This window comes from Helicobacter sp. 11S03491-1, assembly GCF_002272835.1.
Classification (GTDB): domain Bacteria; phylum Campylobacterota; class Campylobacteria; order Campylobacterales; family Helicobacteraceae; genus Helicobacter_J.
Map to the genome: position 1 here is coordinate 74070 of NZ_MLAO01000003.1, position 21258 is coordinate 95327.

Sequence of the window (21258 nt, forward strand, 5' to 3'; positions counted from 1 at the left end):
AATATTTTTACTTGCAAATAGCCAATCTCAATAAGATTAATTTTGTTATGAGATAATCCTATTTTTTAATTTATATGGATTTTTACTAATTTTATAAAATTAGCTTTGCACAAGATTAAGGAAAAATAATGAAATTACCTGTTTTTAATTTCAAACAATGCAAAAATGATATACTTTCAGGATCTGTTGTTGCAGTTGCCCTCATTCCTGAAGCTACCGCCTTTTCGTTAGTGGCAAATTTTGATCCTATTGTAGGGCTTTATACTGCTTTTATTCTTGGACTCATCAGCGCACTCATTGGAGGAAAACCCGGCATGATTAGTGGAGCTGCCGGATCTATGGTGGTAGTCATGGTAGGGCTCTCCATAACACATGGTCTTCAATATGTCTTGTGGGCAAGCATTTTAGCAGGAATTTTCCAAATCTTTATAGGAATTTTCAAATTAGGAAAATTCATTCGTTTTGTACCTCAACCTGCAATTTTTGGATTTGTGAATGGACTAGCTATGGTAATTGCAATGAGTCAAATACAATTTTTTAAAAATGAAGGGCTAATTATGTATATCCTTGTAGGGATTACAATGGCTATCATGTTTATCCTCCCCCGTTTCACTCAAGCAATTCCGGCAGGACTTGTGGCTATCATTGGATTAGGTTTGGTATCTTATTATTTTCATTTGGATACTAAAAATGTTGCTGATTTAGGCAATATCAGCGGGAGTTTGCCTCATTTTTCTATCCCTCAAGCCCCTCTAAATTGGGAAACATTAAAAATTATTTTGCCTTATTCTGTAATTTTAGCACTTGTAGGCTTGATAGAGGCGCTCTTGACATTATCTGTCTTGGATGAACTCAATGCCAAAAGAGGCAATGGCAATAAAGAATGTATTGCACAAGGCATTGGGAATACAACTTGTGGATTTTTTGGAGCTATGGCAGGGTGCGCAATGATTGGACAAAGCATTATCAATTCTACCTCAGGAGGAACCACAAGATTATCTTCAGCCACTGCAGCAATTTTGCTTATCATTTTTGCTGTAAGCATCCCTAATATCATTGGAGAAATTCCAATTGGAGTCTTAGTGGGCATTATGTTTATGGTATCTATCAAAACCTTTGAATGGGCAAGCATCTCAAGATTAAAATCCATGAGCAAACCGGATGCCTTTATCCTTGTTGTTGTTACAGTGATTACTATCTTTGCAGACCTGGCTGTTGCTGTTATTGTTGGAGTGATTATCTCAGCTCTTGTTTTTGCCTACCAACAAGCTAAAATTAAAGCTTTTATAAGTTTTCAAAAAGATGGGACAAAAGTTTATAAACTTGAAGGTCCTTTGTTTTTTGGCTCTAGCACAGGCTTTCTCAACGATCTCTTTGATATCCGAACAGATCCAAATAATGTTATCATTGATTTTAGCAAAACTAGAGTCATGGATAGCACCGGGGTAGAAGCAATCGATAAAATTACAAAAAAATATATCTCTCAAGGCAAAACTCTCAAACTCCGTCATCTCAGCCAAGATTGCAAAAAAGCACTTCAATTAGCCCAAAAATATTGCACTTATGAACTCGATGATCCTGATTATAAAGTTGCAAGGGATATTTAAATCCTTTTTAATCCCTTAGAATATTTTTCTAAGGGATTAAAAACCTAATGAAAAAGAGGAAGTTGCAAAAATCCATTGATTACCAGTGCATTAATCAAATCAATAAAAAATGCTCCCACCAAAGGCACAACAACAAATGCCACGTGTGAATACCCATAGTGATTTGTAATTGTCTGCATATTTACCATTGCTGTAGGGGTTGCTCCTAAACCAAAACCACAATGTCCCGCAGCAAAAACGGCAGCATCATAATCTTTGCCACAAAATCTAAATGTTATAAAAATAGCATATAAGATCATCATAACTACTTGACACACAAGAATAACCAACATAGGCAGTGCCAAAGCCACAAGTTGCCAAAGGTTAATAGTCATCAATGCAAATGCCAGGAATAAAGACAAGCTTACATTTCCAAGAACAGATATTTCACGATCAAAAACTCTGTGAATATGCAAGGCTGAAAGAATATTCCTGATGATAACCCCTATAAAAAGACACCATACAAATGTGGGTAATGTAAAGCTTGAGTTTGCTTTTACCCATTCAGAAATACTTGTCCCTAAAAGCAAAGCTATAGCAATTAAAGCTAGAGACTCTACAAAGCTTGACGCTGTGATCAAGCGTTCTTTTTTAGGGGATTCAAATCCAACAGGGGCAATGGTATTGTCAGTTGTTTTTTCGGAATTATGTGGAGTTTTTAGACGATATTTTTTGATAAGATAACGTGCTACAGGTCCTCCAATAATCCCACCACTTACGAGTCCAAAAGTCGCGCATGCCATAGCCACTTCCATGGCAGCAGAAAAATCATAAGGGGCAGCTTTGAATACTCCTGCCCAAGCAGCTCCTGTCCCATGTCCTCCACTCATCGTAATAGAACCCCCAAGCATGCCTATTAATGGATTTACACCCATTATTTTAGCCACAGCCACGCCGATAATATTTTGCAAGAATAAAAGCCCTACAACGACTACCAAAAATATCACCAAGATTTTTCCGCCTTTTTTCAAGGAGGCAAAATCTGCACTCAGCCCAATAGTCGCAAAGAATGCAAGCATTAAAGGATCTTTAAGCGATGTATCAAATTTTAGTTCAAAATGAAACATCTTATAAACAATCAAAACTATAACCGCAGCTACTATACCACCCACTACAGGCTCAGGGATATTATAATCTCTTAAAAATTTGATTTTTTTAATAAAAAAACGCCCTAGCAATAACACAGCAACCATACATACTAAAGTCACATAAATATTTAGACTGATTGTTTGCATTTTTTTCCTTTCTCTTTAATAAAATATTATATATTAGGTTTTAATTTTAAAGAAGTTTAGCTTAAATTATGAGAAAAAATTTATAAGAAAAAACTGCTAATCCTAAGCATTTTCATCTTATAATTACGGACTTTAATTATTCTAGAGGAGTCTATGATGAATGTTGTCCTACAAATAGGTGCAGGTGGCGTAGGAGGGGTAGTAGCCCACAAATTAGCAATGAATAGAAAAGTTTTTGGAGAGATTGTCTTAGCCTCTAGAACGCTTAGCAAATGTCAAGAAATTGCAAAAAATATTGAGAAAAAAGGATATGGAAAAATTATTTGTGAAAGTGTTGATGCCAATGATGTAAATGCGCTTATAGAATTGATAAAAAAATATAAACCAACAGTTCTCATCAACGTTGCTCTCCCCTATCAAGACCTTACCATTATGGAAGCATGCCTACAAACCAAAACTCATTATATTGATACAGCCAATTATGAGCACCCCGATACAGCCAAATTTGAATACAAGGAGCAATGGGCATTTCAAGAATCCTATAAAAATGCAAGTATTTTTGGAATTTTGGGTTCCGGTTTTGATCCGGGTGTAACCAATGTATTTTGCGCTTATGCACAAAAACACTATTTTGATGAAATTCACTCTATTGATATTTTTGATTGTAATGCAGGCGATCATGGCTATCCTTTTGCCACAAATTTTAATCCGGAAATCAATCTCAGAGAAGTAAGCTCCAAAGGCAGATATTGGGAAAATGGCAAATGGATAGAAACAAAACCTATGGAAATTATGCAAGTATGGGCATATCCTGAGATTGGAGAAAAAGACTCTTATCTCCTCTATCACGAAGAACTTGAATCATTAACTAAAAATATTAGAGGTCTTAGACGCATACGATTTTTTATGACATTTTCACAAAACTATCTCAACCATATGCGATGTCTCGAAAATGTTGGCATGCTCCGAATTGATGAGGTCCAACACAATGGAATAAAAATTGTTCCTATTCAATTTCTCAAAACTCTTTTACCCGATCCTGCAAGTCTGGCAGGCAAAACAACAGGGAAGACAAACATTGGTTGCTATATGCAAGGCACTAAAGAAGGCAAAGAAAAAACCGTTTATATCTATAATGTATGCGATCATCAAAGTTGCTACAAAGAAGTCAATGCACAAGCTGTGAGTTACACCACAGGAGTGCCTGCTATGATTAGTGCCAAACTTATTTGTGAGGGTAAATGGGGCGTTAGGTCTGTAGGTCCGGGTGTATTTAATATGGAAGAACTCGATCCTGATCCTTTTATGGAAGAGCTTAAAAAACAAGGTCTTCCATGGGAAATTATTGAGAGATAAAAACTCCAAATTAATAAATTCATTCGTTTTTTATTAAAAAATAGGGCAATCTCTAGAGTTTCACGGACACTATAATAGAGCTATAAATTTTGGAACAATATTGATAGGTTTTATAATTATTATTTTAAAATATAATTTTCATTATAAATTATATTCAAATAAAAGCCAAATAAATATTTATTTGGCTTTTGGATATCTCAAGATCTATTTAAATATTTTAATCTATCGCTAAAACATTTTGGATATACTTTTTATCTTTATCAAAATTAAACTTCAAATTACCAAACAAATGATCATAATCAGGCTTATAAAGTGCAGCTATTTTTACTCTGGAGCACAAGTCTTTTTTGCTGGAGTCAAGATAGTCTTTTAAACTTATATAATCTTCTCCATATTTTCCCACACAATAAGCCTTTCTTTTTGGCATACCAAAGTGAAACCAAAAGCACCCAAGAGTTCTAATCCCTGCTGCACCGGCTGTTATTAATATTTCTACTTGGTGATCAACAAGATACTGATAAATATTAGAAGAATTAGGAGCAAAAATAGCAGTATCCATGCCGCCATTATAAATATTAAATAATCCAAGAGAAGCTTTCAGAGACTTTAGAGGTAAATAATAATCCAAAATACATTTTAAACTATTAATTTGACCCCCCCCCCCCGGATGTTGTTGGGTAAGATTGATACCACACAAACCATAAGCACATCTTCCATTAATAATAGTCATTAATTTGATAAAATTTTTCATAGAAAGTTTAGATGATAGAATGTTATAAAATTTCCTACATAACCTACCGGCTATCTTATGAAAAATATTTCTTTTAGGCTTAGCATAACAATCAGCAGCCAAAATAGCCTCTCTGATCTCTTTAAGTTTAGAAGTGAAATAAATCTGATCAGCATCAATTTTCATGCAATATTTATAAGTAATCTTTACAAAACTATAGTTACAATAATGAGCATAATTATGGATAGATTGATTATCACTATTTAATTCTTTTGTCCTATCAGCACAGTGAGAATTATTCCATGGAAGCACTTCAGGAGTATAATAAAAAAGCTTAATTTTATCAGGATATTTTTTTAGCTTTTCTTGGCATATTTCATAAGTATTGTCATCGCTTGGCTGCACAGTAATGACAAGCTCATCCAACCCATCAATACAAGTTTCAATAGAAAGTCCAATTGTATTAGCTTCATTTTTTGCCCTCAAATGACCGCTAATCCCTAAGGGTCTAGGGTCATCAAGTTTTTTTATCTCTGAAGATAATATTGCAAAAGGAGAATCCTCTTCCTTGGAAAAAAATTTTTTTGTCAAATCAAATGTTTCAAGTTTTAAGTCAGGTCCTTTTTTCACTAATATCCTTATTTATAAATATATTCTTTAGTTAAAGGCAAATCATTATTTACATCTTTTGTAAGTAATAACTGAAATAAATCCACACTCCCCACCCGAAAAGCTGAAGCGCAACTATCAAGGTATAATCCCCACATACGAATAAATTCTTGACCATATTTTTGGGATATCTTATCTAAATTGTGATTAAAATTTTTATACCAAATATCTAAAGTTTTGGCATAATGGATTCGCAAACTCTCAGCCATCAAAAGATGAAAATCTGATTCACTCATTATTTTAACAACTTCTGTAAGTGAAGGCAAGTAGCCGCCCGGAAAAATATATTTATCAATCCAAGCATTCGTTTCACCCTCAAAACAACACATAATTGAATGAAGTAAAAACATGCCCCCGGGCTTAAGCACTTCTTTGACTTTTTTGAAATAAAATGGGATGTTTGCTTTCCCTACGTGCTCAAACATGCCTACGCTTACAACTTTATCAAATTGATACTCTGTGCTATCTAAATCTTGATAATTCATGAGTTTGATTGTGATTTGTTTTTCAAGCCCTGCTTGTTTTACGCGCTCTAGAGCGGCTTTATATTGTTCCTCGCTGATAGTAATCCCCATTACATCAACCCCATAAGTTTGCGCAGCACGGATTGATAGCCACCCCCACCCACAACCTACATCTAAAAGTTTTTCGCCTTTTTTAAGATCAAGTTTTTTCAAAGTGTGATCGAGTTTTTGAATTTGAGCTTGATGTAGCGAATCTTGAGGAGTCTTAAAATACGCGCATGAATAACTCCAAGTCTCATCTAACCAAATTGAATAAAAATCATTCCCTAAATCATAATGACTTGAAATATTTGATTTTTCTTTGGCTGTGCTTAATGCAGGCTTTATATTATCATATTTATGAAGATAGTCATAATTACCATGCAAATACAAAACTCTGGCAATTTCATCCATTGATCCCTCAATATCAATCACTCCATTCATATAAGCCTCAGCAACAGTTAAAGACATATCTTTTTTTAAATCACTTAATTTTAATGCCCGATTGATTTTAATTGTGAATTTGGGGGGAGTTGAACCATTACGATAAACATCTCCATCCCAGAATTTAACTTCATAATTCCCGACATTCCATTTTTTTAATGCAAATTTTAATAGCATTTTTGATAACATTTTTTAACCCTTCATCGCAATTTTTATCTCATTATAGCACTTCGAGTTCAAAATATTTTAAACCTAAATTAAAATTTATTTTGTTTTTACTCTAGATTCATGGGGACATTTTAGATAAAATTTTGATTTATCAATATTAAGCAAATCGGGGAAAAAATGAGTACAGATATACGAGCAAAATTTTTAGATTTTTTCAAATCCAAAGGTCATCAAGTTTATGAAAGCATGCCCTTAGTTCCTGATGATGCAAGCTTGCTTTTTACAAACGCAGGCATGGTGCAATTCAAAGATATTTTTACAGGCAAAATTCCTGCCCCCAATACCAAAAGAGCTACTTCTGCTCAACTGTGTATCCGTGCAGGAGGAAAACACAATGATTTAGAAAATGTTGGTTATACAGCAAGGCATCACACGCTTTTTGAGATGTTAGGAAATTTTTCTTTTGGAGATTATTTTAAAGAAGAAGCTATTGCTTATGCATGGGAATTTATTACGCAGGTACTTGGATTTTCTAAAGATGTGCTTTATGTAAGTGTCCATGAAAATGATTTAGAAGCATTTACTATTTGGACCCAATACATAGATGCATCTAGAATCAAAAAAATGGGAGACAAAGATAATTTTTGGCAAATGGGAGATACAGGGGCGTGCGGTCCTTGCAGTGAAATATTTGTCGATCAGGGAGAAAAATATTTTCATTCCCAAGAAGACTATTTTGGAGGAGATGGGGATAGATTCTTAGAAATTTGGAATCTTGTATTTATGCAATATGAACGCAATAGCGATGGGATACTGACTCCATTGCCAAAACCCAGCATTGATACAGGCATGGGATTAGAAAGAATACAGGCTCTATTAGAAGGCAAACATAGCAATTTTGATTCTTCCATATTTATGCCTCTTATTGAGGAAGTTTCTATACTTACAGGCAAAAAATACACCTATGAGGGAGGAGCAAGTTTCCGAGTAATAGCCGATCATGGAAGAGCAGTAGCTTTTTTACTTGCACAAGGTGTAAATTTTGATAAAGAAGGCAGAGGATATGTTCTTAGAAGAATTCTTAGAAGAGCGCTGAGACATGGCTATTTATTAGGACTAAATAAGCCTTTTTTATACCAAATCGTCCAAAAAGTATGCGATCAAATGGGCGGGCACTACCACTACCTCTCACAAAAAAAACAAACCATCATGGAACAATGCAAAATGGAAGAAGCAAGATTCTTTGAAACCATAGAATCAGGAATGGAAATGTTTAAAAAAGAACTTGATTCTCTTCCAAAAAATACAAAATTTAGCGGTGAGGTTGCTTTTAAACTTTATGATACCTATGGCTTCCCTCTTGATTTGACCCAAGACATGCTAAGAGATAAAAAAACAGATATTGACATAGAACAATTCCAAACCTGTATGCTCCAACAAAAACAACGCGCCAAGGCATCCTGGAAAGGAAGTGGGGATGAAATAAAAAATGGAGATTTTTCAAAATTACTTCAAAAATTTGGCGAAAACCAATTTAATGGCTATGAATACTCATTTGCTACAGCAAAAATATTAGCTTTGCTTGATAGTTCTTATCAAGAAATCAACACTCTTGATGAAGAAGGTTTTGTCTTTTTTGATACAACCCCGCTATATCCTGAATCCGGTGGAGCTATAGGTGATGAAGGCGAACTCTATCTAAAAGGGAAAAAAATCGCTGATGTATTAGACACTAAAAAATACTTTGGTCTAAATATTTCCAGAATACGCCCTTTTCAAAAAATACACATTGGTGATATTGTAGATATACTTGTAAGCCCCAAAAGAATTGAGACTGCCAAGCACCATAGTGCTACACATCTTTTGCATGCCGCGTTACGAAAAATATTGGGTCCTCATATTGCCCAAGCAGGCAGCCTTGTAGAACCTTCAAGATTACGATTTGATTTTTCTCATCCTAGCGCTTTAAGCACCCAAGAACTTATAAATATTCAAGAAGAAGTCAATCGCATTATCCTCAAAAACATTGAAACAAAAACCGAACTTTTACCTGTCGAAGAAGCTAAAACAAAAGGTGCGATGGCTCTTTTTGGAGAAAAATATGGAGAGATTGTTCGGGTCGTAAGCTTTGATGAAGAATCTTGTGAATTTTGCGGGGGAATCCATGTGCAAAATACAGGCAATATTGGAAGTTTTTACATCCTTAAAGAATCCGGAGTAAGTAGTGGTGTGAGAAGAATTGAAGCAGTTTGCGGAAAGTCCGGTTATGAATATGGAAAAAATGCTCTACAAACTATTGAAGAAGCCAAAACAATACTCAAAAATCAAGATATTTGTTCAGGTATCCACAAGCTCAAAGATCAAATCAAAGAGTTTAAAGACAAAATTTCAAAATCTCATCAAACTTCTGATCTCCATGTATTTGAAGAAATCAAAGGCATTAAACTTATCGTGCAAAAATTAGAGTCTGGAAATATTAAAGAAATTATTGACAATGCTAAAAATACGTATGATAAAATTGCTATTTTACTTATTTTATGCGAAAATCAAAAAATCTCATTGGCTTGTGGAGTTAAAAATGCCCCTATCAATGCAGGAGAATGGGTCAAAAAAACTGCTCAAATCCTAGATGGAGGAGGAGGAGGGAGAGAAGATTTTGCTACTGCAGGAGGGAAAAACATTTCCAAACTCGCTGATGCATTAGAATTTGCAAAAAAATTCTTAAAACAAAAGCTTGAGGAGAATATTTGATTATTTTAGCCTCTAATTCACCTATCCGAGCAAAATTATTGCAAAAATTTGGGATTAGTTTTATACAAAAACCCTTAGATTTTGATGAAGACTCTTTGCAAACAACAATCCCTCAAAACTTTGCATATCTGGCGACTATGGGAAAATATAAAAAAGCTCTTCAAAATTTTGGCTATCAAACTCCAATATTAGCCGCAGATACAGTCGTAAGTGTGGCAGGAATTTTACAAAGAAAAGCCAAAAACAAAATTCAAGCCCAATCTTATTTGGAATCACAAAGTAATCAAACAATTGAAATCATCACTTGTATGATGTATCGAACTACAAAACTTGAATTTATTGATATTTCATCTACAAGATATCAGCTAAAAAACTTCGACAAAAAACATCTCCATAATTATTTGGCGTCTAAAGAGTGGATGGGAAAAGCAGGTTGTGTGATGATAGAAGGTTTTCACAAAAGTTACATAAAATCCCAAACCGGACTAGAAAGCACAGCTTTAGGGCTAAGCATAGAAAAAATCTTGCCATTTTTGGAGATAATATGAATACAAGCGTGTTAATCGTTATGCTTATTGTTTCTATTTTAATAGGTCTTTTGGGGCTTATAGCTTTTTTGTGGGGGCTAAAAACAGGACAATTTGATGATGAGAAGAAAATGACGCAAGGCGTGTTATTTGATGGAGTAGATGACCTCAATGAAGCTGCAAGAAAAGAAGAAAAACAAAAAAATATCAAAAGGAATAAAGATGAACAAAATCTATGATATAGCTATTATTGGTGCAGGTCCCGGAGGTATATCTTGTGCTGTTGAAGGCGTTATTAGCGGCATTAAGAATATCATCATGTTTGAAAAAGGCGAAGAACATTCCATGACTATTAGAAAATTTTATAAAGATCACAAACGCGTAGATAAAGACTACAAAGGACAAAAAGTAGAACTCAATGGTAATATATTTTTCAATGATGGGACCAAAGAAAGCACATTAGAATTATTTGATGAAATTCTTAAAAATCACAATATTGATACTAAATTTAAATCTGAAATTGAATCAATTAAAAAATCAAATAATAATTTTTTACTTACTACTACAGATAACCACACTTATCATGCTAAATATATTGTTGTATCTATAGGAAAAATGGGACAACCCAATAAGCCTGCTTATAAAATTCCTATTGCATTATTAAAAAAAGTACTCTATAACATCAATGATTGCCAACAAGGAGAAAAAATTCTTGTTGTTGGGGGAGGAAACTCTGCTGTGGAATACGCTTGTTATTTGGCAACCATCACAGATACAACACTCAATTATCGTCGTACCGAATTTAGCCGCATCAATGAATCAAATGCCCAAAATATCGAAGAATTAATCAAGCAAAAAAAGCTCAAAACAAAATTTGGGATTGACATTGAAGCACTTGAAGATGAAGAAGAAAAAATTAAAGTCCTCTTTACAGATAAAACTAGTGAGATTTTTGATAAAATAGTTTATGCTATTGGAGGTGTGGCGCCAATAGATTTTCTCAAGAAATGCGGCATCTCATTAGATGCGAATAATATCCCTATTATCAATGACAAACTTGAAAGCTCGATAAAAAATCTTTTTATTGCAGGGGATATTTTATTCAAATCCGGAGGTTCTATCGCAATAGCACTCAATCATGGACATGAGATTATTAAAGAAATTCAAAATAGAGCATAATCATTTTCGCAAATATTTATTTTGTTTAATAAAAAAATATCAATAACTTTTGTTTCCATCGTAGTACTTAAAAATTTGAGTCTTTAAGTGGTTTGTTGGTAAAAGTAGTTTAAAATTAAGAATAATCTAATTTTTATGAGGAGTATCCAATGTTTCATGAATACCGAGAAGAAATCTCTCAATTAAAAGCTAAAAATGCACATTTTGAAAAAATTTTTGATGAGCACAATGAATTAGATCAAAAAATCACTAATGCTGAAAACGGTCTCAACCCAATCTCAGAAATTGAAATTGACAAAATGAAAAAACTCAAACTCAAACTCAAAGATGAAGTTTATGCAATGATTATGGATTATCGAAAAAATCCTGATGTTAGATAAAAGCTAAGTCTCTTATCTGGCAAAATATTTTAAGATAAACTCTTTTTCAATCTCATAAAGCTCATAACGAATATTTTTAAAAATTTCGCTATTTCCAAAATCTTTTAATTCTTCATATTTGAGGTATTCTTCAAGCACTCTGGAACTTTCTTGTGCACGTTTAAAATTGGCGCTAACAATAGCCTTTATATCTTGACGTTTGGCTTCACTTGAGATAGTCTTTTTCAAAACATCCCCAATGCTATCACGACTATTTAGAAGTGAGTTAAAGTGGTTTAAAGTAGCTGTATGTCTTAAATTCTTAAGCCTGGAAGCAATTTTTTTATCATCTTGAAGATACCTGGCAGTATCTTCAATAACTCGAATCCCCTCTTTAAGGCGATTTAAATTAGCATCTAAAATCCTTTGAATGCCTTTATCTTTAATCGTCTCTTCCACCAAATATACCAATTAGTTGCAAAATAGATATAAAGATATTTAAGAAATCTAAATATAAGCTTAGGGCTGCATCTATGGGACTATCATATAGTCCTTTCATCATATTTTGGGTGTCATAAGCTACATAAACACTAAATAAAATTGCACAAGCCCCGGCAATAATTGCTTGAAAAGCAGGAGAACCCAAAAAGATATTAACCAATGAGCAAATGACCACAACAATCAATGCAATAAAAAGCATTTTTCCCATGTTGGCTAAATCTGTTTTGGTTTTAAGAGCAAAAATACTCATAATTCCAAAAATAATCGTTGTCATACCAAGCGCTTGCCAAATAGCACCTGCACCTGACTTAGCAATAACAAATCCCAACAAAGGCACCAGCGTAACACCTGATAAAAACGTAAAAATAAACAACATAGCCACATTTAATCCCGGCTTGCTTTTTGAAAACATCAAACCAAAAAATGCAACAATTTCAGCAATAAAAATTGCCCATTTGTATTGCAAAACCGCATCAAAATATTGAAACCCTATCAATGCACCAATTGTGGCAAGCAACAAACTTCCGGCAAAAAATTTATAAGTTGTTTTCACAAAGCTTACCAATGCACTCTCACTCATAGTGCTACTATAACTTTGTGTTTTGTTATTTATATAATCTCTGTCATATAGACCCATTTTTAACCCCTTAGTTTAGATTAATACTCCAATCATACATTATTTGTGTCAAGAAATTGTAAATTAAGTAAATCACTTTTGAATCCACTATGAGATAAAATATTATTATAATTTTAAGCCTTAAGGAGTGTGTATGTCTAAACTAAAAATCGCTATTAATGGCTTTGGAAGACTCGGCAGAAGCATAGCAAGAGTCATTGCCAACAGAGATGATGTAGAATTAGTAGGGATTAATGATACAAGTGATTGGGAAATACTTGCCTACTTGCTTGAGCATGATAGCACACATGGACATTTTCCTGATTGTATTTCTTATAAGAATAAACAACTTTTTGTTAATTTTAAACCTGTTCAAACATTTTCTTGCAAAAATCCTCAAGATTTAGACTTCTCTATCTGTAATGCTGATGTTGTTATTGAGTCATCCGGTTTATTTCTAACCCAAAAAGAAGTCAAGCACCATCTTCAAAAAGGCATCAAAAAAGTCGTATTTTCTGCACCTACAAATGATGAAACTCCAACTTTTGTCATAGGGGTTAATCATCAACTCTATAATGGAGAAAAAATTATTTCAAATGCATCTTGCACAACAAATTGTCTAGCGCCTATTTGCAAAATTATAGATGACAAGTTTGGGATAGAAGCAGGCATCCTTACTACAATTCATAGTTATACCAACGATCAAAATTTACTTGATTGTGCCCACAAAAAAGACAAAAGACGTTCACGTGCTGCTGCAGTTAATATTATTCCCACCACCACAGGAGCAGCCAAATCAATCTATAAAATTCTCCCTAATCTCAAAGATAAACTTGATGGTCATAGTGTTAGAGTTCCGGTTATTGATGTATCTATGGTAGATTTAAACCTTCAACTTAAAGAAAAAATCTCTACTCAAGATATTAATAATGCCTTATGTGAAGCTTCCAATAACAATTTCAAAGGAATTTTGGGTATTGATAAAAAATATGGTGTAAGTACTGATTTTCTCAATGATTCCAGAAGTGCTATTGTCGCAGAGGATCTGACTTTTAGTATTGGCAAAATGGCAAAAATCATGGCATGGTATGATAATGAATGGGGTTATTCTAATCGTATTATCGATTTATGTGTATTTATCAACCAATAAGACTTACTTTTAGATCCTTCCAATTTTTGAATCACAAAATGATGACAAGATAAAAGTCTAAATTAAATTTGGCTTTCAGGGAAAATTTTTGCAAGGAAATTGACAAATCGAACAAACCAACTTGTGTCCGGAGAATGTTTTTCATCGATAACTTTACCATCTTCAACACCCTCCCATATAACCTTATTTTTTCTCAAAATAAGATGCCATGATTTTTGCATTTCTATTTGCATAAGCCTTTTGGTTTCTTTGGCAAAATCACTATTATCAAATACAGCTATAACTTCAGTGTTGATACTTTCAGAACGCGGATCAAGATTAAAACTCCCCACCCAAGTAATCTTATCATCAAATACAATAGTTTTACTATGTAAAGAAGCTCCTGAGCTTAACTTTCCTCGAATTTTAACCTTACCCTCATTGCGCTTGTATTCATAGACATTCACACCCAATTTTACCAATTCATTACGATATTTTTCCCAAGCGCTATAAACAACTAAAGCATCTGTGGAAGATAAAGAATTAGTCAAAATACTAATGTCAATTCCTTTATTTACTGCATTTTCAAGGTGTTTTATCCCTTTTTCTCCCGGAACAAAATAGGCTGAGGAAATATAAATTGAATCTGTAGTTGATTTCCAGATTTTACTCAATGCTTCGGTAATAGGGCTTTTATTATCTTCTTGTATTTTTTCAGGAAGATCGGCGATTAATTTTGCATGTCCCCAATATACAATGTTTTGTCTATTTTTATATCTGGATATGAAACCCTCAATTGCACGATGATAAATTTCCCAATCTTTTGGAGAACCTTCAATTTTTTTTAAATATTCAGGGTATTTTTTCAAATACTTTTTTATTTTAGATTTTGAAGGTAATAAAGCAACAGGAATAGAGCGATGAAAATTCCAATATGCATCAAAACTATCGTGGGCTTCTTGAGCAATCTTACCTAAGAAAAAAACATCTGTATCTGAAAAATTGACATTCAAATTATTATCAAAGTAGTTATCTGCAAGGTTCCTGCCTCCGATAATCAAAGCAATATTATCGACAATAAAAAGCTTATTGTGCATTCTCTTATTGATTCTACCAAAGTCATACACCATTTCAGGGAATCTAAAAAATCGAATTCTATTTTTATAGGGATTGAAAATTTTAACACTAATATTGGGGTGATTATCTAAAGCAATCACATCAGAAAAGTCTGAGTCAAGCCCATTATCATCAATTAAAATTCTAACTTTCACACCACGATTTGCAGCTTCCCATATCTCATGCATCAAAATACGTGAAGCAATATCATTTTTGTAAATATAAGTTTGAATATCAATGCTTTTTTGGGCCATTCGTGCCAATCCGGCTCGGTGCAAAAGCGCATAAGAACCATCTTTGATATTCATTGCAGCGCTTTCTTGAGGAGATTTGAGAAGTTCTTTAGCATAAACTTTTCCAATCTCTGTTTGGATGGGATCAAAATTTTGGACAAATACTTGTGGGGGTAACCTATCCTTAGGTATCCCTTTTGTAGATGCGATAACAGATGAACACCCACTCAAAACAAAAAATGCCACAAACAACATAACAGCAATATTGGTCTCGCTCAGCATACCCTACCTAAAATAGAAGAAAATTTTATGGGTCTAATTCTACATTATCTTCTATTAATTTTTTGTTTGAAAGGGTTAAGATTTTTTACAACCTACCGAAAGCATTTTACGCCTCAAATAAGCGATTTTAGTCTGTAATGGCAGCTCCTTTGGACAAGTATCATGACAAGCAATCAAACTCATGCATCCAAAAACCCCATCATCATTGCCCACAAGCTCATAGAAATCATCATCGCTTCGTTTGTCATGGGGATCAATCATAAATCTTACAACACGGTTCATGCCTGCTGCACCAACAAAATCTTCTCTCATTAGTTTGGTTGCACAACTTGCAATACAACACCCACATTCAATACATCTGTCCAACTCAAATATATCTTGGGCAACATCAGGATCGACTTTTTCTTCAGGTTTAGAAATATCAATAGTTTCATTAGTATGAATCCAACTCTCAACACGTTTAGTCATGCCTGCAAACCATTCCCCTGTATTTACACTTAAGTCTTTGATAAGTTTAAAAGCAGGCAAAGGCATCAAGGTAATCACATTTTCAGAAAAACTTTGAGTTAGAGTCTTACAAGCAAGTCTTGGACGACCGTTAATCATCATCGCGCAACTCCCACAAATCCCTGCGCGACAAACAAAATCAAAACTCAAATCAGGATCTTGATGTTCTCTAATTAAATTCAAAGCAATAAAAATTGTCATTGAGTGGGTTTCTTCTAATTGATATTCTCTAAAATGAGGTTTAGACACAGCACTTTGAGGATCGAACTTTAAGACTCTAATGGTAATCACTCTTCCTTTATTTTCTTGCGTACTCATTTTTTATCTCCTAATCGTTGATTTCTAGCTTTATATTTAGGCAGCAAATCAAATGGCATCAAAGCATCTTGAAGATCATACCTATCCCCACCTTTTGCCTGAATTTCTTCCACAATTTTTTTAATCTGGGCATCTCGTTTCTCTTTTAAGGGGTGAGGGATAAAGTTCCCTTTAGCACCATATCCTCTAAAATCAGGCGTTATTTCCATTGTCATCACATCTAAATCTTCGTATTCCAAAGTAGGCAATGTTTGTTCCGGATCTGCCCATGATGCCAATGTTCTGTTAAGCCACTTTTCATCATCTCGTTTGGGATAATCCATTCGCGTATGGGCGCCTCTTGATTCTGTTCTATCAAGTGCGCCTTTTGCTACACAAAGAGCAATTTTTAACATTTTAGGGACTCTATAAGCATCTTCTAACTCAGGATTATTATGCATTTTCTTATTCTTAACATTGATGTTTTTAGAACGTTTATAAAGCTCTTCAAGCTCCTTAACAGCTTCCTCCAAAATAGGACCATCACGAAATACACCAACTTTTTCATCCATAATGACTTTCATTTTATTCTTGATTTCATAGACATCTTCATTGCCACTATTGTTCAAAAGAGAGGCAAGGTATTTTTCTTCTTTTTCAAGAAAAGATTGGATTGTTTTTGTCTGCACATCGACATTAGCGCCCACACAATATTCTGCAAAATAATCCCCAATAATCATGCCGGATACTATGGCTTCACTTACAGAATTTCCCCCCAACCGGTTAAACCCATGCAAATCCCAACAAGAAGCCTCACCCGCGCAAAATAATCCTTTTAGATGGGTCTCTCCTTTATAATTTGTTCTTACTCCTCCCATTGAGTAGTGTTGCATAGGCTTAATAGGCACCCATCCCTTACTCCCCTCATCAGCAGGATCTATGCCCGTAAAAGTTTTGGCAATATCTTGGACATCACGTAAGTTTCTCTCAATATGAGCACGACCCAATATAGATATATCTAACCAAACATGATCGCCATAAGGAGATTTGACACCCTTACCACTTTTGATATGTTCCAAAATTCTTCTAGAAACGACATCACGACTTGCAAGTTCTTTTTTCTCAGGTTCATAATCAGGCATAAAGCGGTAACCATCTTTATCTCTCAAAACACCCCCATCGCCACGACAACCCTCTGTCATTAATATGCCGCTGGGGACCAGGCAAGTAGGGTGAAACTGAACTGCCTCCATATTGCCAAGCTTTGCAATCCCTGTTTCCATCGCAATTGCCGCACCTATTCCCTCACAAATTACAGCATTTGTAGTATGCGCATAAATCCTGCCATAACCACCGGTAGCAAGCAAAGTACCTTTTGAAATGTAGGCTGAAATTTCTCCTGTAATCAAATCTCTCACAATAGCCCCATAGCATTGACCATCTTCATAGATAATAGATACTGCTTCTTTGCGATCACGAATATCCACGCCATATTTATAAGCTTCATTGGCCACTGTGTATAACATAGTATGCCCTGTAGCATCAGATGTAAAACATGTCCTCCATTTTTTAGTCCCTCCAAAATCTCTTGATTGAATATAACCATGCCTATCAGCATCTTCAGTAATAGTTACATGCTCACCATTAATAACTGCAGGTCTATCACCTTTTTTGATTCTCGTCCATGGCACACCAAATGCGGCTAATTCTCTAATTGCCTTAGGAGCAGTTGTAACAAACATTCTGGCAACATTTTGATCACAACCCCAATCGCTTCCTTTTACGGTATCCAGAAAATGCACATCTTCATTATCCCCTTCACTCATTTTTCCATTTCCAAGACTTGCTTGCATGCCTCCTTGAGCGGCAGCAGAGTGACTTCTACGAACAGGAACCAAACTCAAAACAATCACACTAAGCCCTCTTTGTTTGGCGGAAACTGCTGCTCGAAGCCCGGCCAATCCACCACCAATAATTAATGAATCACAATATGTTACTTTCATTTATTCTCCCTTGCCATATAGTTGTGTATCAATGTGTTTGTAGTTTATTGTTGTATCTGTTTGAGTAAGACCTTTTTTAATATATGCTCCAAAAGTCAAAAGCCCTAAAACAATAAAAAATACACTCATAAACCACTTAATTCTACGCAAATTTATAAGACCCAATTTCTCAAACCAACCCCATTTGATACACAATCTATAAAGACCAATAGATCCATGTAATTCCACTGCAAAAAGCAAAAATAAATAAAGAATCCAAAAATGCTCACTTACAAATCTATATGCAGAACCATTAGGCCCAATTGTATGAGGTTGTGTAAGCATCACAAACAAATGCACGCTTGCCAAAAAAAACATTGCAAATCCTGTGGCAGCCTGAACAAACCATAGGCTTGTATCGCTATGTCTCATGAGATGTTTATGGGTTTTTAACACAATAAATTGCTTATAATTAATAGGAAATTTTCTCATTGCCAACAAAGCATGCACCACAAGCGCAATAATAATGACAACCGCAACACCACTTACAATTGCCGGATGCCCTGCTTTAAACAAAAAACTCCCCTCAAAAAATTTGGTTACTTTATACATAGCTTCATCACTAATGAGTATGCTGGATACCAAAAACATATGCACTATCATAAAAATAGCCAAAAATAATCCTGTCGCACTTTGCCAAAAATCAAGTTTGGCCGGCATTTTGCTTTTTTTGCGTTCTGGGGTGATGCCCAAGTAACTTTCGATGATTTTATCTTGTTGCATTTATCTCTCCTAGTTTATAAATTCAAACCTTTAAATCGAGCAAAGTTCTGGTTACCAAATCATTGCTTTTAATTGCCACAGCATTTGCTTGTATTCCTTTTTGACCAACAATGAGATTGGGGATTTGTGTATCTGGAGTAGGGGAATGTTTTGCAATAGTTGTGAGAGCACTAACGCTACGATTATTGTCTATAAGATTGGTGTTGAGGGTGAGAGCTTGTTTGTTGTTTGTATTCGCAATATTAAAAGCTGTATTTGCCATAAGTGTCATATGTGCACCCATTGAGGAAACATTTACTCGCATTCAATCTCCTAAACCATAATTGCGTTGCTCATAATTATAAGACAAATTTTGTTAAAAAATGTCTTAAAATTTTTAAATTTATTGAGAAATAAACCTCTTGAGATGATTATGATACTTTTTGTAAATAATTGCTACAATATCCTATAAAATTTTATTACTCCATAAATAATGAGGTATTATGCAAAAAATTATTGCTGCAAATTTTAAAACAAATCATACAAGAGCCAGCACAAAAACTTATTTAGAAGCGCTGGATAAAAAAATTGATCAATCAGATAGGATCTATGTTTTCCCTACTTCAAGCGCCTTGTGTAAAAACAACTTTCAACATTTAAAAATAGGTGTTCAAAATGCCTATCCTGTGATTAATGGAGCATTTACCGGCGAAATAGGGTTAGAAGCACTTCATGAATTTGATATTCAAACAATCCTGATTGGACATAGCGAAAGAAGAAATATTTTAGGTGAATCTCAAAAATTTTGTGCTGATAAATTTAATTTTTTTGCTAAAAATGGATTTGAAATCATTTATTGTGTAGGTGAAGATTTATCTATTAGACAAAAGGGATTCAACGCCCTCAAGAAATTTATCCAAACACAATTTGCCGGCATTCCCACTAATTATGATAAGCTTATCATTGCTTATGAACCTATTTGGGCAATAGGAACAGGATTGAGCGCCACAACAGAACAAATTGAACAAGTTCATCAAAGTATCAAAGATATTTCCCCTGCTCCCCTGCTTTATGGAGGAAGCGTTAATGCAAAAAATGCAGAAGAAATCCTTCATGCAAAAGCTGTAGATGGAGTACTTGTAGGGAATGCTTCTCTTGATGCAGATAGTTTTTATCACATTATTGAACAAGGAAGAAAATAATGTTTTTTGAAATTAAACAAAATAAAATCCAAAATCTTAGCTTTAAAAATAACAACAATAGGAGAAATGATGAAACTTTCTGAAATGCTTCAAAAAATCAATTTACAACCCTCAATAACTAGAGATTTTGAAGTTGCTACTCTAGCACCACTCGATCATGCTTCTCAAAACGATATTAGCTATATTGATCAAAATAAATATCTCAAAAACTTATCAACCTCACAAGCCGGAGCTGTGCTTATTAGAGAAAAAGATGCATACGCAGTGCCAAGTCATATACAAGCTATTGTCGTGAGTGATCCCCATTTAGCTTTTGCAAAACTTTCTCATTTTTTTGCCAAACCTCAATTCTGTTCTCCTTGTTTTCAAGATAATGATGCCCATGACCAAAATATAGGTAAAAATACTATTGTCATGCCTCATGTTTTTTTGGGAAAAAATGTAAAAATTGATGAAGGGTGTTTGTTGATGCCCGGAGTTGTCATCAGTGATAATGTTCATATTGGAAAAAACTGCAAAATATTCCCTAATGTAGTTATTTATAGAGATACACAAATTGGCAACAATGTTTATATTCATGCCGGAAGCGTAATCGGAAGCGATGGTTTTGGCTATGCCCATACTCAGATGGGAGAACATATCAAAATTGAACATAATGGATGTGTGGTAATTGAAGATGATGTAGAAATTGGTGCTAATAATACCATTGATCGTGCAGTATTTGGAGAAACCAGAATCAAAAAAGGCACAAAAATTGATAATCTTGTTCAAATTGGTCATAATTGTGTTGTTGGAGAACATTCACTTATTGTATCTCAAGTAGGCTTAGCCGGTTCTACGACAACAGGACGCAATGTTGTCATGGGTGGTCAAGCAGGAACGGGAGGACATATCCATATTGGAGATTTTACACAAATCGCAGGTCGTGGAGCTGTGGGGAAAAATCTACCGCCTAACACTAAATGGGGAGGGCATCCCTTGATGGAATTAGATGAATGGATGAAATTTTTTGTAACATTACGAAGAATGGTGAAGAAAAAAGATTGATTTCAAATAACTTGATC

20 protein-coding genes are annotated in these 21258 nt (G+C 34.4%); 10 read left to right on the forward strand and 10 right to left on the reverse strand.

What is annotated here, in order from left to right; genetic code table 11:
* Positions 1–128: 128 nt before the first annotated feature.
* Positions 129–1607: a SulP family inorganic anion transporter gene (locus tag BKH45_RS02575; RefSeq protein ID WP_095273913.1), complete on the forward strand. Its 1479-nt coding sequence runs from the start codon at positions 129–131 to the stop codon at positions 1605–1607.
* A gap of 44 nt (positions 1608–1651) precedes the next feature.
* On the opposite strand, the gene gltS is transcribed toward BKH45_RS02575, so the two are convergent.
* Positions 1652–2881, reverse strand: a complete 1230-nt coding sequence (gene gltS, locus BKH45_RS02580; protein ID WP_095273914.1) for a sodium/glutamate symporter — start codon at positions 2879–2881, stop codon at positions 1652–1654.
* Positions 2882–3037: 156 nt separating this feature from the next.
* Here gltS and BKH45_RS02585 point away from each other — a divergent pair, with 156 nt between their 5' ends.
* Positions 3038–4237 (forward strand): saccharopine dehydrogenase family protein, encoded by a 1200-nt coding sequence (locus BKH45_RS02585; RefSeq protein WP_095273915.1) that lies wholly within the window; start codon positions 3038–3040, stop codon positions 4235–4237.
* A 217-nt stretch (positions 4238–4454) separates the two neighbouring features.
* Here BKH45_RS02585 and BKH45_RS02590 read toward each other — a convergent pair whose 3' ends face one another.
* Together BKH45_RS02590 and BKH45_RS02595 are read right to left on the reverse strand one after the other, a co-directional pair.
* A complete protein-coding gene (locus tag BKH45_RS02590) occupies positions 4455–5597 on the reverse strand; it encodes a hypothetical protein (protein WP_095273916.1) in 1143 nt (380 codons plus the stop codon).
* 8 nt (positions 5598–5605) lie between these two features.
* Positions 5606–6772 carry a class I SAM-dependent methyltransferase gene (locus BKH45_RS02595; RefSeq protein ID WP_095273917.1) on the reverse strand — a complete coding sequence of 389 codons (1167 nt, stop codon included), beginning with the start codon at positions 6770–6772 and terminating at the stop codon, positions 5606–5608.
* A gap of 156 nt (positions 6773–6928) precedes the next feature.
* Between BKH45_RS02595 and alaS the strand changes: the two genes are divergently transcribed.
* The 5 genes from alaS to BKH45_RS02620 all read left to right on the forward strand — a co-directional run bounded on the left by alaS (position 6929) and on the right by BKH45_RS02620 (position 11588).
* Positions 6929–9502, forward strand: a complete 2574-nt coding sequence (gene alaS, locus BKH45_RS02600; RefSeq protein ID WP_095273918.1) for an alanine--tRNA ligase — start codon at positions 6929–6931, stop codon at positions 9500–9502.
* Positions 9499–10050 carry a septum formation inhibitor Maf gene (gene maf / locus BKH45_RS02605; RefSeq protein ID WP_095273919.1) on the forward strand — a complete coding sequence of 184 codons (552 nt, stop codon included), beginning with the start codon at positions 9499–9501 and terminating at the stop codon, positions 10048–10050. The genes alaS and maf overlap by 4 nt, the downstream gene beginning before the upstream one ends.
* Entirely contained in the window at positions 10047–10268 is a 222-nt protein-coding gene (ccoS, locus tag BKH45_RS02610) for a cbb3-type cytochrome oxidase assembly protein CcoS (protein WP_095273920.1), read from the forward strand. Before maf ends, ccoS begins: the two co-directional genes overlap by 4 nt.
* Positions 10252–11208, forward strand: coding sequence for an NAD(P)-binding domain-containing protein (locus BKH45_RS02615; RefSeq protein WP_095273921.1), 957 nt, complete (start codon positions 10252–10254; stop codon positions 11206–11208). Before ccoS ends, BKH45_RS02615 begins: the two co-directional genes overlap by 17 nt.
* Before the next feature lie 149 nt (positions 11209–11357).
* Positions 11358–11588 (forward strand): YdcH family protein, encoded by a 231-nt coding sequence (locus BKH45_RS02620; protein ID WP_095273922.1) that lies wholly within the window; start codon positions 11358–11360, stop codon positions 11586–11588.
* A gap of 12 nt (positions 11589–11600) precedes the next feature.
* On the opposite strand, the gene BKH45_RS02625 is transcribed toward BKH45_RS02620, so the two are convergent.
* Positions 11601–12026: a thiamine-phosphate pyrophosphorylase gene (locus BKH45_RS02625; RefSeq protein ID WP_257874479.1), complete on the reverse strand. Its 426-nt coding sequence runs from the start codon at positions 12024–12026 to the stop codon at positions 11601–11603.
* Positions 12010–12705, reverse strand: coding sequence for a Bax inhibitor-1/YccA family protein (locus tag BKH45_RS02630; RefSeq protein WP_095273923.1), 696 nt, complete (start codon positions 12703–12705; stop codon positions 12010–12012). The genes BKH45_RS02625 and BKH45_RS02630 overlap by 17 nt, the downstream gene beginning before the upstream one ends.
* 133 nt (positions 12706–12838) lie before the next feature.
* On the opposite strand from BKH45_RS02630, the gene gap reads away from it, so the two are divergent.
* Positions 12839–13834, forward strand: a complete 996-nt coding sequence (gene gap, locus BKH45_RS02635; protein WP_095273924.1) for a type I glyceraldehyde-3-phosphate dehydrogenase — start codon at positions 12839–12841, stop codon at positions 13832–13834.
* A gap of 62 nt (positions 13835–13896) precedes the next feature.
* Here gap and BKH45_RS02640 read toward each other — a convergent pair whose 3' ends face one another.
* From BKH45_RS02640 to BKH45_RS02660, 5 genes are all read right to left on the reverse strand, one after another.
* On the reverse strand, positions 13897–15444 hold the full coding sequence (locus BKH45_RS02640) for a phospholipase D family protein (RefSeq protein ID WP_095273925.1): 1548 nt from the start codon (positions 15442–15444) through the stop codon (positions 13897–13899).
* Positions 15445–15519: 75 nt separating this feature from the next.
* Complete coding sequence (locus BKH45_RS02645; protein ID WP_095273926.1) at positions 15520–16269, reverse strand: fumarate reductase iron-sulfur subunit; 750 nt, start codon at positions 16267–16269, stop codon at positions 15520–15522.
* Positions 16266–18251, reverse strand: a complete 1986-nt coding sequence (locus BKH45_RS02650) for a fumarate reductase flavoprotein subunit (protein ID WP_095273927.1) — start codon at positions 18249–18251, stop codon at positions 16266–16268. Before BKH45_RS02650 ends, BKH45_RS02645 begins: the two co-directional genes overlap by 4 nt.
* On the reverse strand, positions 18252–19013 hold the full coding sequence (locus tag BKH45_RS02655; RefSeq protein ID WP_095273928.1) for a fumarate reductase cytochrome b subunit: 762 nt from the start codon (positions 19011–19013) through the stop codon (positions 18252–18254).
* Positions 19014–19035: 22 nt separating this feature from the next.
* Positions 19036–19317 (reverse strand): hypothetical protein, encoded by a 282-nt coding sequence (locus tag BKH45_RS02660; RefSeq protein ID WP_095273929.1) that lies wholly within the window; start codon positions 19315–19317, stop codon positions 19036–19038.
* A gap of 178 nt (positions 19318–19495) precedes the next feature.
* Between BKH45_RS02660 and BKH45_RS02665 the strand changes: the two genes are divergently transcribed.
* Positions 19496–20194, forward strand: coding sequence for a triose-phosphate isomerase (locus tag BKH45_RS02665; protein WP_095273930.1), 699 nt, complete (start codon positions 19496–19498; stop codon positions 20192–20194).
* A gap of 69 nt (positions 20195–20263) precedes the next feature.
* Entirely contained in the window at positions 20264–21241 is a 978-nt protein-coding gene (gene lpxD / locus BKH45_RS02670; protein ID WP_095273931.1) for a UDP-3-O-(3-hydroxymyristoyl)glucosamine N-acyltransferase, read from the forward strand.
* Positions 21242–21258 lie beyond the last annotated feature (17 nt).

Excerpts from the sequence above, each read along its gene's own strand:
- BKH45_RS02575 (WP_095273913.1), top strand. The coding sequence starts at position 129 with ATGAAATTACCTGTTTTTAATTTCAAACAATGCAAAAATGATATACTT.
- gltS (WP_095273914.1), bottom strand. The coding sequence starts at position 2,881 with ATGCAAACAATCAGTCTAAATATTTATGTGACTTTAGTATGTATGGTT.
- BKH45_RS02585 (WP_095273915.1), top strand. The coding sequence starts at position 3,038 with ATGAATGTTGTCCTACAAATAGGTGCAGGTGGCGTAGGAGGGGTAGTA.
- BKH45_RS02595 (WP_095273917.1), bottom strand. The coding sequence starts at position 6,772 with ATGTTATCAAAAATGCTATTAAAATTTGCATTAAAAAAATGGAATGTC.
- alaS (WP_095273918.1), top strand. The coding sequence starts at position 6,929 with ATGAGTACAGATATACGAGCAAAATTTTTAGATTTTTTCAAATCCAAA.
- ccoS (WP_095273920.1), top strand. The coding sequence starts at position 10,047 with ATGAATACAAGCGTGTTAATCGTTATGCTTATTGTTTCTATTTTAATA.
- BKH45_RS02615 (WP_095273921.1), top strand. The coding sequence starts at position 10,252 with ATGAACAAAATCTATGATATAGCTATTATTGGTGCAGGTCCCGGAGGT.
- BKH45_RS02620 (WP_095273922.1), top strand. The coding sequence starts at position 11,358 with ATGTTTCATGAATACCGAGAAGAAATCTCTCAATTAAAAGCTAAAAAT.
- BKH45_RS02630 (WP_095273923.1), bottom strand. The coding sequence starts at position 12,705 with ATGGGTCTATATGACAGAGATTATATAAATAACAAAACACAAAGTTAT.
- gap (WP_095273924.1), top strand. The coding sequence starts at position 12,839 with ATGTCTAAACTAAAAATCGCTATTAATGGCTTTGGAAGACTCGGCAGA.
- BKH45_RS02640 (WP_095273925.1), bottom strand. The coding sequence starts at position 15,444 with ATGCTGAGCGAGACCAATATTGCTGTTATGTTGTTTGTGGCATTTTTT.
- BKH45_RS02645 (WP_095273926.1), bottom strand. The coding sequence starts at position 16,269 with ATGAGTACGCAAGAAAATAAAGGAAGAGTGATTACCATTAGAGTCTTA.
- BKH45_RS02650 (WP_095273927.1), bottom strand. The coding sequence starts at position 18,251 with ATGAAAGTAACATATTGTGATTCATTAATTATTGGTGGTGGATTGGCC.
- BKH45_RS02655 (WP_095273928.1), bottom strand. The coding sequence starts at position 19,013 with ATGCAACAAGATAAAATCATCGAAAGTTACTTGGGCATCACCCCAGAA.
- BKH45_RS02660 (WP_095273929.1), bottom strand. The coding sequence starts at position 19,317 with ATGCGAGTAAATGTTTCCTCAATGGGTGCACATATGACACTTATGGCA.
- BKH45_RS02665 (WP_095273930.1), top strand. The coding sequence starts at position 19,496 with ATGCAAAAAATTATTGCTGCAAATTTTAAAACAAATCATACAAGAGCC.
- lpxD (WP_095273931.1), top strand. The coding sequence starts at position 20,264 with ATGAAACTTTCTGAAATGCTTCAAAAAATCAATTTACAACCCTCAATA.